The 11,320-nt window shown below is 67.2% G+C and carries 9 protein-coding genes, 1 other RNA gene and 1 pseudogene; 2 read left to right on the forward strand and 9 right to left on the reverse strand.

Translation table 11 applies throughout. The features are described 5' to 3' along the window. Positions 1–636 precede the first annotated feature (636 nt). The gene (locus C1I93_RS31360) at positions 637–1,047 is read left to right on the forward strand and encodes a GntR family transcriptional regulator (RefSeq protein WP_181445001.1); all 411 of its coding nucleotides are present in this window, start codon (positions 637–639) and stop codon (positions 1,045–1,047) included. 145 nt (positions 1,048–1,192) lie between these two features. Here C1I93_RS31360 and C1I93_RS31130 read toward each other — a convergent pair whose 3' ends face one another. The 9 genes and pseudogenes from C1I93_RS31130 to C1I93_RS03895 all read right to left on the reverse strand — a co-directional run bounded on the left by C1I93_RS31130 (position 1,193) and on the right by C1I93_RS03895 (position 10,407). Beyond that, positions 1,193–2,398, reverse strand: a complete 1,206-nt coding sequence (locus C1I93_RS31130; protein WP_146603422.1) for a hypothetical protein — start codon at positions 2,396–2,398, stop codon at positions 1,193–1,195. A 105-nt stretch (positions 2,399–2,503) separates the two neighbouring features. Then, positions 2,504–2,644, reverse strand: a pseudogene (locus tag C1I93_RS32885) (site-specific integrase); the annotation flags it as partial. Positions 2,645–2,696: 52 nt separating this feature from the next. Further along, positions 2,697–4,055, reverse strand: a complete 1,359-nt coding sequence (locus C1I93_RS03865) for a hypothetical protein (RefSeq protein ID WP_146603423.1) — start codon at positions 4,053–4,055, stop codon at positions 2,697–2,699. Positions 4,056–4,900: 845 nt separating this feature from the next. Then, positions 4,901–5,315, reverse strand: an RNA gene (rnpB, locus tag C1I93_RS03870) — RNase P RNA component class A. A gap of 241 nt (positions 5,316–5,556) precedes the next feature. After that, positions 5,557–6,756 (reverse strand): bifunctional RNase H/acid phosphatase, encoded by a 1,200-nt coding sequence (locus tag C1I93_RS03875; RefSeq protein ID WP_111241813.1) that lies wholly within the window; start codon positions 6,754–6,756, stop codon positions 5,557–5,559. Positions 6,757–6,758: 2 nt separating this feature from the next. Continuing rightward, positions 6,759–7,496 (reverse strand): zinc ribbon domain-containing protein, encoded by a 738-nt coding sequence (locus tag C1I93_RS03880; RefSeq protein WP_111241814.1) that lies wholly within the window; start codon positions 7,494–7,496, stop codon positions 6,759–6,761. Beyond that, a complete protein-coding gene (locus tag C1I93_RS03885) occupies positions 7,493–8,437 on the reverse strand; it encodes a Nif3-like dinuclear metal center hexameric protein (protein ID WP_111241815.1) in 945 nt (314 codons plus the stop codon). Before C1I93_RS03885 ends, C1I93_RS03880 begins: the two co-directional genes overlap by 4 nt. Before the next feature lie 115 nt (positions 8,438–8,552). Next, positions 8,553–9,161: a flavoprotein gene (locus C1I93_RS03890; RefSeq protein WP_111241816.1), complete on the reverse strand. Its 609-nt coding sequence runs from the start codon at positions 9,159–9,161 to the stop codon at positions 8,553–8,555. Positions 9,162–9,177: 16 nt separating this feature from the next. Then, complete coding sequence (locus C1I93_RS03895; protein WP_111241817.1) at positions 9,178–10,407, reverse strand: helix-turn-helix domain-containing protein; 1,230 nt, start codon at positions 10,405–10,407, stop codon at positions 9,178–9,180. 246 nt (positions 10,408–10,653) lie between these two features. Between C1I93_RS03895 and C1I93_RS03900 the strand changes: the two genes are divergently transcribed. After that, on the forward strand, positions 10,654–11,320 hold a 667-nt coding region (locus C1I93_RS03900; RefSeq protein WP_111241824.1), incomplete at its 3' end, for a bifunctional DNA primase/polymerase.

Consider the following 11,320-nt stretch of genomic DNA (forward strand, 5'->3'; position numbering starts at 1 on the left):
ACCGGCGGGACCAGATGCCCGCACCGATCCGACGCGCACCAGTCCGGATGCACAGGCGGCCTCATCGGCCGGCGCGGCGCACTCACTTCGGCCACCGTCCACCGTTGCCCCGGTACGCCTGCCCGAGGGTCATGAAGGGCGGCTGCCGCAGCGCCGGCAACTCCCGCGTCCACTCCGCCGCCCAGCGCGACGAATTGCGGGACGTAGTGGCGGGATGAACCTCGTTACGGCTGCTGGCTGCCGCCGGGGCGATTCGGTTTGGCCGTCGGCGTGAGCGCCAGGACGAGAACCAGGAACGTCGACGATGAGAGCCAGGCATCGCACCTCCACACGTAGGGAGCCGGCGACCGACCAGGGGGACCAATCGGCCGCCGGCCCGACAGAGGGCACGGCGCACCGTCCGACACCGGACGGGTCGGGTATCGCCGAGCCACCTTGTACGCGCGGCCACCGCCACCGGCCCACCAGGACGCCGCGCCTCACGCACGACCAGGCCGACGCAGCACCACCCCTGATACACGCCGTCATCCCAGCCGCACACTCGGAAACGTACCTACAAGTGGACGACTTGTCTACACATCAAAACGATGCTTCCGGTTGGCACTTGGTAAGACAAGTGCCAGGTACGGTGACCAGGTGCCCACCCCGCACTACGGACAGCCCCGCTATCGGGCCATCGCCGATCAACTACGAGAGCGCATCGAAAGTGGCGCCATTCCACCCGGTGCGCTGCTGCCAGCCGAAAACGTTCTTACCGCTGAGTTTCGGGCAGCCCGCGGCACGATCCGCAAGGCAATAGCCGTCCTGCGCGAGGAAGGATTTGCCACCACTGAGCATGGCAGGGGCACATACGCCACCCCGCAAACGGATAACCCGCCGGACGAGGCGGAAGCCAGTCAGCGAGTGATGTCAGCAGATGCACGCCTAGCAACACTGTTCCAGGTAGAGATCGGAACAACGCTGATTGAGCGGGAGAATGTCATTCGGCAGGGAGAGCAGGTCAAAAAAGTAATCAGGGCCTATCACCTACACAACACCGGCCAATAACGGCGCAAGCTTCAATACTTCATCGAGCGTCCGCACGAGCCGTCAAGGTCCGCTTGTCGTGGCGGGCTGGGCAGAGGCCCGCTCGCCAGCAGGGCGGGTCGACGGCAGACAGTGATGAGACACCGATGTGGCGGCATCGCCAATTTCAGTTACCCGCCGATAAGCGGTCTTGTAAGGCATACAAGAAAAACAGCTTGTTCGTTTGCGCTTTCTCTAGCCCTTGATTTCGCAGGGCTTTTGCCTTAAGGAGCGGGTAAGCCGCTGCGGCGACTGCTGGCAGCAAGGCGCTTAGACCAATCGCCAGGCCGCCAGCAGCTATCGTCAGCGCCCCCACTCCCGAAGCAATGGTGGCCGGATCCGATGTGAGAGCATCAATTAACTTCCTCGGGTACCTTGCTGCCGCCACTTCCCTTCGGATCTCTTCCATCGCAGGCGCAATATCCCGATGCCATCGGAGATCCACCTCGGCTGCTATATCTTGGCCCGAGGTCATCTGCACAACATCCTGCGACAAATTGACCATCTCGCTGCGGAAATGCGGCAGATAATCCTTTAAGTCCGCTCGTAGATCCAAGACCTCGATCATTGGAAGGTCATCGAGGCCCGGAATTCGAGAAACAACAGCATTTCCTAGGAATGCAGGCGTGGGGGTGGTCTCGTAAATCACGTCCGGCCCTGACACCGCAAGGCTGGGGTCCATGAGGGCAACCCTACGCGGGTCTTGCAGCCTCTCCAGCATCCCAGCAAAGCTTTCTTCCAGGAACTCCTCGTTCGCTAGGAACATGCGCTCCTGTGGCGGAAGGTCTTCGACCCACCCTTGCACTGTCAGCACTTTTCGATCGATCGCAGGGATTAGATCGGGGGCAATTAGCATTTCGTGCCTACCACGCCATAGTCGCCGGAATGCTTCGACCATCTTGGAAGACTGATCTAGATGTCGTTCGAAAAACGGGATAGCAACAGTCGACAATATGTGACGAAATTCTTCGTTAGTGTCGCATCGCCCCATAGCGTCGTTGACGGCATTTGCCTCTTCCGCGCTAGCCAGATCGCCTGAGGTGAGGCCAAGAGTCTCCAGGTCCACCGAATTGCGTTCGATTGACAGCTTAAGGAACGCGTTCATCTGACGCATGGGCATATTAAGAATGCGCCAACCATGCATGCCAATGAAGTGATGTACTGTGGATCTAGAGCTAACCAAATTGACATGATCAGCGAAAAGAACCGCCGGCTTTACCAGTCGCGTATCATAGCGCGGCGACTCCCTCAGCCAGGGAGAACTAAAGTCGAAGCCGTTGTTGGGCACAAGCCTGATCGGGTCAGAGATGACCTCAACTTCGAAGGTAGGCAAGACAACTCCCCAGTGTCCAGCCGGACGGTCAGAGTCAGGATAGAGGCCTCCCGCAAGAGGTACTGGTCGAGGGCCGCGACTCGCCATCGTGCCCGCTGCGTGTCACACGGCGTTCGGGCAGTTAGCAACGATCAGTCGGACCTCTTCGATGAGTGGCACCGTCCGGGCGCGTTTGTCCTGGGCGCCTTTGTCGATGAGACCACCGGGGTCCGGTGTGGTCTGCCGGCGCACGGTCCACATCCACGTTCCCGTGACAGCCGAGCCACGGAGGTTGAAGTAGTGGTCGGTGGAGCCCGGCTCAGTCCACGTCAAAGTAATCATCGAAGTCGCCCGGAATGCGGGAGGCAAGGAGCGCTACCAAACCCGCTGTAGCTGCCCCCATCTGCTGTAGGCGTCGTAGTGCCTCGCCAGGTGGAACCTCATACTCCTCCGTCAGCCATCCATTAAGGTTGCGAGCGCTCTCCTTGATATCAGCGAGGGCTCCCTCCAACGCCTCCCCCTCACGGACCTGCTTAAAGCTAACGATGGCCGTGAGGGTCAGCGTCATAAGAAGCAGCGGGCCAAGCACGCCTGCAAGTATTTGCATGGCCAAAGCCAACGTGCCGTGCGGTGACAGGCTATCAATCCCGTTGACGAAGAGGCCCGAAAGAGAGTAGTGAACAAAGGTTAGAAAGGATGGCACAGCTTCTGCTGCAAACTGCGACGCGTCAGCCTTGTAAATTGCTAGGTTTATGAACGTCAGAGCGAAGATGGAGTAGAGGTAGAGCGCGCCGAAAGAGGCAAAACTTAACACAAAGGGAAAACTGCTTCTCCTGTATCGCTCAAGCTGGTAAGCGTAGAAATTGGCGGTCTTAACCGCCAATAGCGCATTACCTAACGATTGAGTGAACTTTTGAAGCTGGGCTTCGTTGAATCGCCTCGCTCTGCTTCGCTTCAGTTCTGCCGGCAATGACGCCCAGCCCAGTACGGATGGCGACTTCAGGAATTTTCCGACCCAGGCTACCTGCCCTTGAAGGAACCTGAGGGGCTTCAAGGCTCCCCGGATGGTGCGCAAGTAAGTGCGTGCCAGGGCGACCGCGATGGCAGCCGCAAAGGCGTACATTATAGCCGTGCTGGGTGTTGTCAAGATGAGGACCATTGCGGATAGCTCTACAACCCGAATGGCAAAGCTACGGCGGAAGTTCTGCTTGAGGCTGTAAAAGATGTTGGCTACGGCGATGCCGGGCAGCCAGCTGCCCGATCTCTGGAGCATCCACGGAAAGTGAAATAGGAGAACCACGACGGGGAAGAAGGCAACATAGAGCAACCAAAGCGTTCGCTTGCGACGCATCAACAATAGTGTTAATGCCAGGAAGCCCAAGAAGACGAGTAAGCGAAAATCGACGATGCGAAGCGCGGTCGCTCCGAGCTGGGCGGCGAGATACCGATCGACGTCGAACACGAACAGCTTGACGACGATGTACGTCCAAACAGCCACGCCCACAGCGTCCGCAATGATGGCTCTGCGGCGGATTTGCTTAACAAAGTCTCGGACGGTCGTAGTGCCCGTCTTGGAAGACTTATTACTCTCGGCCGAATCCGTCGTCTTGTCGGCTGTTCGCTGTCGAGGCGTGGCAGCCAGACCAGCTTTGGTCCACACGCTGCTCTCATTGACCACTGTGTCCCCCCTGAATCCGAAGCCAGGGTACGCGACGGCTCGGACAGGACGAAGGCGCGCGACTGAGGTGTCGTGGTCGGCGCGTTAGTCGCTAGTCGGGAGACCATGGGGGAAGCACACGTAATGCCCGCTGCCACGCGTCCCATAGGTCCGACCCAGCAGGCAAGATCCGGAAGATGCGCGGAATGATCGAGGCCGACGTTGCGGGATACCCGGCGAATGTCCTGGTAGGAAGCCCTTACCGCGTCGAGCGCAACTCCCTTGCTAAACCGCGTGCTCCCAACGGAATTCACCCGACTTAACCCGCACCATTGCCGATTTGCTCTGTTCTGGATCAAGGCACCGCGCTCCGCGCGGTGCGGGGCGGCAAGCCCGGCCGGCGGCAAGCCGCCCCGGCGCCGCCTACGGCGCCGGGGCGGTGAGCCACCGACAGCCGCCGGGACACCGCCCCCACCACACTCGTAAACCAGCCAGCGAGGCCGTGACGGAAGCGGCGAGGTCTGCCTGGTCGAGTGGTCAGGGCTTCCGGCTGCCGCGCCAGTCCAACCCCGGGACTGGCTTGCCACTGAGTCACCGGGTCGCGGCGCCAGCTCCACCGCCAAGACGTGCCCGGCCCTCCCTCGCAACCGCCGGCCCCGCTCCGGACCCCACACTCAGAGGGGCCACGGCCGCGCAGCCCGCCCGACCCGAGGCAAGGTCAACTAAGCCCGCGCTCAGGGCGTCTCCAGGGCGTCAGGGCGTCCGCAGGGCGTCAAACGTCGGCCAAAGTTGACCATGAACGACCATCGACGCCCGAACACAGAACCAGCTCAGAGCCTTGATCGTGGCTCTGAGCTGGTGGGCGACGGACGAGTCGACCTGTACGCCGGATTCTGTGCGCGGCGCGTACCCCTGAGGGGTTTGCGCCGGCGGCGGTCATCCATCTCGGCCTGCCGTCGCCGACAGGCTCTTGCGGCCTACCCGCAGACATCGGGCGGGCCGCCCTCAAGCGTCTGCGCAGGCCGTCAGCTTGCGGTGACGGCCTTACTTGGCCTTGCTCCGGGTGGGGTTTACCGAGCCACCCCGGTCACCCGGGGTGCTGGTGGGCTCTTACCCCACCGTTTCACCCTTACCGTCCCAGTTTGGGGCGGCGGTCTGTTTTCTGTGGCACTGTCCCGCGGGTCGCCCCGGGTTGCCGTTAGCAACCACCCTGCCCTGTGGAGTCCGGACGTTCCTCGGCGGCGGGCTGCCGCCCACCGACGCGACCGCCCGGTCGACTCGTCCGTCGCACCCCATCCTAGCGACGCCCCAGCGTCCTCAATTTCCGCCCCGCGCCCGCCGAGGGTCGCGCAGTTTCGGGGAAGATGCTGCCTCCGGGTGCGCGGGAGGCAGCATCTTCCCTGATGTTGCGCGCACCGGCGCTGCCGCCGCCCCGATGTTGCGCGCACCGGCGCTGCCGCCGGCGGCGTGTTGTTAATAGGGGGCCCTTCCTATACACGAGGCGTTAATAGGGCGCCCCTGCTTACAGGTGGGCGGTGTCGTTGACGGTGCGGACGGCTAGGCCGCCGTCGGGCCAGCGGTCGAAGACCGAGATGCCGGCGGCGTCGAGGTAGAGGCGGTGCAGGAAGGCGTCGGTGGCGGCGAGGGCGTCGCGCAGCATCAGCTTGATCGGCGAGACGTGGGAGACCAGGATGACGGTCTGCCCGGGGTACGCCGTGCAGACCCGCTCGATCACCCGCGCGCAGCGGGTGGCGACTTCGGCGAAGGATTCGCCGTCGGGCGGGGCGACCCGGGGTGAGGCGAGCCAGGCGTCGAGTTCGCCGGCCCAGTGTTCGCGTACGTCGGCGAAGGTGCGTCCTTCCCAGGCGCCGAAGTCGCATTCGATCAGGTCGTCGTCGCGGCGTACCGGCACGTCGCCGAGCGCGCCGGCGATCGCCGCCGCGGTGGCCGTACATCTGGTCAACGGTGAGCTGATCACGGCCGCGGCGTCGGGGGCGAGGGTGGCCACCCGGGTGGCGGTGGCCCGCACCTGGTCTTGGCCCTTCGGCGAGAGCGCGATGTCGCCGCGCCCGGAGTAGCGGCCCTGCTCGGTGTATTCGGTTTCGCCGTGCCGGACCAGGATGAGCCGGGTCGCGGTGAAGCTGGGGCGCGGCTCCCAGGAGACCGGGGCGTTGGTCAGGTCGGCGCCGGGCGACTCGGCGTGGGCGGCGACCCGCGCCGCGCCGCCGCCGGCGGGCTGCGGGCCGCTGAGGTTGCGCGGTGGCTCGACCAGGCGGGGCGATGCGACGTCAGCGGTGGCTACGCCGGCTGCTGCGGCGGCGTCCATGGCCGCGTTGGCGAGGGCGTCGGCGTGGGTGTTGCGGTCGCGGGGGATCCACTCGAAACGTACGGCGGTGAAGCGGCCGACCAGCCGGGCGGCTTCGGCGGCCAGCGGGCGCAGTCCGGGGTGTTTGATCTGCCAGCGGCCGGACATCTGCTCGACCACCAGCTTGGAGTCCATTTTCACCTGCACCTCGTCGGCGCCGAGTTCGGCGGCGGCGGTCAGGCCGGCGATCAGGCCGCGGTACTCGGCGACGTTGTTGGTGGCGGTGCCGATGGCTTCGCTGCGTTCGGCGAGCACCGCGCCGGTGGCCGAATCGCGGACCACGGCGCCGTAGCCGGCCGGGCCCGGGTTGCCCCGGGCGCCGCCGTCGGCCTCGACAAGGACGGTACGGGGTGCCACCGCTACAGCCCGGACTCGTTGGTGCGGACCATGATCCGGCGGCACTCCTCGCAGCGGACCACCTCGTCCGGGTCGGCCTTGCGGATCCGGGCCAGGTCGGCGCCGGAGAGTTCCAGCCGGCACCCGCCGCACCGGCCGGCGGTCAGCAGCGCCGCGCCGAGGCCGGTGTCGGTGCGGATCCGTTCGTAGAGCTGCACCAGGTCGGCGGGGAGGTCGTTGGCGAGGGGCTGCCGGGCGGAGCGTTTGAACTCCTCCTCGCGGGTGATCTCCGAGAGGCTCTCGTCGCGTCGCTGCTCGGTGACGGCCCGCCGTTCGCGCGCCTCGACCAGCCGCTGCTCCACCCCGTCCAGCACGGACTGGGCGGTTTCCCGCTGCTCCATCACCTCCAGTTCGGCGTCCTCAAGGTCGCTCTGCCGGCGGTTGAGCGAGGCCAGTTCGTGTTGCAGCGCCTCCAGTTCGCGGGCCGGGCCGACGCCGGCGGCGAGCCGGTCCTCGTCCTTGGTCTTGCGGGTCCGTACCTGGTCGATGTCCTTTTCCAGCCGGGCGATGTCCCGGTCCAGGTCGTCGACGGCCACCTGGGCCCGGACCCGCTCGTCTTCCAGGGCGGACAGCTCCCGCGCCAGGGCTTCCAGCTCGGCCCGTTCGGGCAGCGAGCGCCGGCGGTGGGCGAGTTGGGCGAGGGCGGTGTCGATCGCCTGAAGGTCCAGCAGGCGACGTTGAACCTTGGGGTCAGCCTTCACGGTCGGGCTCCTTGTCGTCCGCTAGGGGGTTCGTCCGCCGTCGGGGTTGGTCCGCCGTCGGGCTTCGTCTGGGGCGGGGTCGGTCCGTGGCCGGCTTGGTCCGCCGCTGGTGCGGCGGCGTGCACGGTCCACGGGTCGGTGTCCAGGTCGGACACCAGGGTCTCGACGCCGGACGCGCGCAGCATCGTGGCGAGGTCGTCCAGCCAGGGCCGCTCGGTGGCCCAGTGGGTGGCGTCGAGCAGTGCCGGCCCGTTGGTGGCGAGATGTTCGCCGGCCGGGTGGTGGCGCAGGTCGGCGGTGAGGTACGCGTCCACCCCGGCGGCGGTCGCGTCGGCCAGGAAGCTGTCGCCCGCGCCACCGCAGACCGCGAGGGTGTACACGGTCCGGTTCGGGTCTCCGGCGGCGCGTACGCCGACGGCCGTGGCCGGCAGCACGGTGGCGGCGTGCCGGGCCAGCTCGGCCAGGGACATCGGTTGGGGCAGCCGGCCGATGCGGCCGGCGCCCCGGCCTTCGCCGGCGGCGGGTGTGCCCGGCGTGGCCGGTTTCAGCGGGCGCAGGTCGACCAGTCCGAGCCGGGTGGCGAGCGCGTCGGAGACCCCGGGGACCGCCACGTCGGCGTTGGTGTGCGCGACGTAGAGCGCGATGTCCGCCTTGATCAGCTGGTGGATGATCCGACCTTTGTACGTCGTCGGGGCCACCGAGGAGACGCCACGCAGCAGCAGCGGGTGATGGGCGATGATCATGTCGACGTCGGCGGCGAGCGCTTCCGCGACCGTTTCGGGGACCACGTCGACGACGCAGAGGACCCGGTGCACGGCCGCGCACGGCTCGCCCAGCACCAGCCCGACCCGATCCCATTCCTCGGCCCAGGTGGGCGGATAGTGCCGCTCCAGCTCGGCGACGACGTCGGCGACCGTCGGCACGGCTGCGGTTGTGCTCACGGCGGGCCAGCTTACCGGCGTCGGTGCCGCCACGGGACGTCACCGTGCCGACGCGGAGCACCCCGGCGTTCGGGCATCCTGCGGGACGCCTGACGCCGAGGTGCGCCGTGCCGTGTTAAGAGGGGACCCTTTCACCACGTGAGGCGTTAACAGGGGGCCCTTCCTTGCATCCGTCGTGGAGGGCGGTGAGGGCGGTGTGCCAGGGGAAGGTGCGCTGGTGTCGTTCGCCGGTGCCGGGCGGGTGCAGCGGGACGACGTCGTCACCGAAGAGCACCTGCACCCCCCACTCGGCGAGTCGGGCGATGCCGGCCAGGAAGGCGGGGTGGGCGGCCATCGCGATGTTCGTGTACGGCACGGCGACCAGGGGTACGCCGCGGCCCTGCGCCTCCACCAGCAGGCCGAGGGCGAGGGTGTCGGTGATGCCGGCCGCCCACTTGTTGAGCGTGTTGACCGTGGCCGGGCAGACGATCATGGCGTCGGCCGGCGGCAGCACGTCCGGATCACCGGGGTTCTTGTAGTGCGTACGTACCGGATGGCCGGTCTGGCGGGCCAGCGCGCTGCGGTCGACGAACTTGGCGCCGTCCGGCGTGGTGACCACGCAGACATCCCATCCGTCCTGCTGGGCCAGCTCGACGAGCCGACCGACGTCTCGGGCCAACGGTGAACCGCAGGCGATGATGTAGAGCACTTCCCGGTGCTCGTCGTGGCGGTGCGAACCGGTCATCAGACCGGCCCCGTGGTCATACTCCTACTCCCATGTGCTCAGCCAACTCCGCGATCAGCGAAGGCGGCGCACCACGTGTGCGACGTAGCACGTCTGACATCACCACATGGGCGATCGGCCGGCAGCGGATCTCGGCCGGGGCCAGCCGGTCTCCGCGCAGCAGCATCTCGCCGGCGTTCGCCACGTCGCCGATCTGGGCGTAGCCCCGGGCCAGGTCGAGCAGGTGGTGGGCGCGGCGTTCGGGCAGCAGCGCGTCGAACTGTGGCGGTTTGATCCGCTGGTGCACCTCGACCGCCCGTCCACCGTCGCCCAGCTCGACGGCGGCGGCCGCCCGGTGCAGCTCCACGTTCGTCGGCCCGAACGAGGTCCAGTAGTGGTTCTGGTCGCCGCCCAGCTCCCGCGCCGCCTCGTATGCCTCGCCGAGCAGGTCGTCGACGCTTGCGGTGTCACCGATGCGGGAGGCGGCCATGGCGCCCTGCAACAGCAGCATCCCGTAGACCGAGAGGCGTTCCGGGCTGGTGTCGTTGCCGCCGCCGGGGGCGAGCCGGTTGGCGATGTTGACGTTCAGCTCCAGCGCCGGCCGGGCGCGGCCCATCGCCACCAGGGCATTGGAGACCCGGGTGGTGGCGACCCCGGCGAGCAACTGGTCGTCGGCGCGTTGGGCGACCGCGATGGAGCGGTCGGCGGCGAGCCAGGCCAGCTCGGACTCGCCGAGCTTGCGCAGCACCGAGGAGGCGATCTGGTAGACCTGCCCGAGCAGGTGGGCGGCGCGCTGCGCCTGGTCGCCGCTGGCGTACGCGGCGTCGGCCGCCTGGGCGTCGCGCAGCAGCTTGGGCAGGGCCCGGGTGAGCATGCCGTAGCGGCCGTACTGGTAGGTCAGCCAGGCGTGGGTGACCGCCTTGCTCGTGTCCGCCAGCGGCGGCGGGCACGGTGCCGCGTGGAAGTACGCGCTCACCGCGTCGTACGTCTCCAGGGCCGCCCGGATCTCCTCGACCTCGAACTGTTCGATGCAGTTGGGCGTGTCGGTGCGGCGTTCCGGGTCCTTGCCGAGCAGCAGTTGGACGTCGAGCTGAAGGATGTCGGCGATCTCGTAGAGCACGGAGAACTTGTCCAGCCGACGCACCCCGCGCTCGACCTTGTCCACCCAGCTCTTCGACTTGCCCAACCGGTCGGCGAAGACCTGCTGCGACATCTTCCGCCGGCCCCGCCAGTAGGCCACCCGCCGTCCGATGGGCAGTTCGTCCATCTCGCAAGTCCTCCCCTGCTGGCGTTCCGGCCAGGTGCCGCCAGCCGTTCCGCGGGTGCGCTTACCCGTCCGCATATCGTGTTTTCGCTGGTCGCACAGGTTGTGCGTCCGACGGATGGCCGACCCTCCTACCTTCGTGCAAGTTGCATCGGCCACTTTGCCCAAATGAACGATCGTGAGCCGGGGCAGTGACGGTGTTCGACATGCGAGCCGCAGCGAGCGGTCCGGCGAGGGGAGATTGCGTCAATGTGGGGGTACGTCGGGCCGCGTGTGGCACCGCTGTCGCCGTTGGAGCGGGTACGGCTACGTCGGGTCGCGGTGCGGTACGCGATGCACGGCTGGGAGGTGACTCCCGGCGCCTGCCTGGCGCGAAGTCGATTCGTCTGTGGCCGGGCCGGCTGCCCGACCGTCGGCTGCCATCCCGCGCTGGAGGACTGGGAGCACGCCGCCAGCGCCGACCCGGCCCGGGTGGCCACCTGGTGGCGGTCCCGCCCGCACGGCGTACTGCTGCCCACCGGCCGCGCCTTCGACGTGCTGGAGGTGCCCGCCCACCTGGGCCAGCGGATCCTGGAGGCGGTCCGGGCCCATCCCGTCGGACCTGGCGTACGCGGACCGGTCCTGGTCACGCCGACGGGAGGCTGGATGTTCCTGGTAAGGCCGGGTGATCCGCTGCGGCCCGAGCTGGAGCACTGCCTGCAGGTGGTGCGGCACGGCCCCGGTTCGTGGGTGCCCGCACCGCCCACCCGACTGCCGGAGGGGCAGGTCCGCTGGGCGGTGGCGCCGGAACAGGCCCGCTGGCAGTTGCCGGATTCCTACCTCGTGCAGACCACGCTGGTCGACGCGCTGCGGGACGCCGGGGTCGCGCTCTCCCCCGCCCTGGTGCCGGGCCACCTGCCGCTGCCCCGCCGGGGAC

Source organism: Micromonospora endophytica, from assembly GCF_003236305.1.
Classification (GTDB): Bacteria; Actinomycetota; Actinomycetes; order Mycobacteriales; family Micromonosporaceae; genus Micromonospora; species Micromonospora endophytica.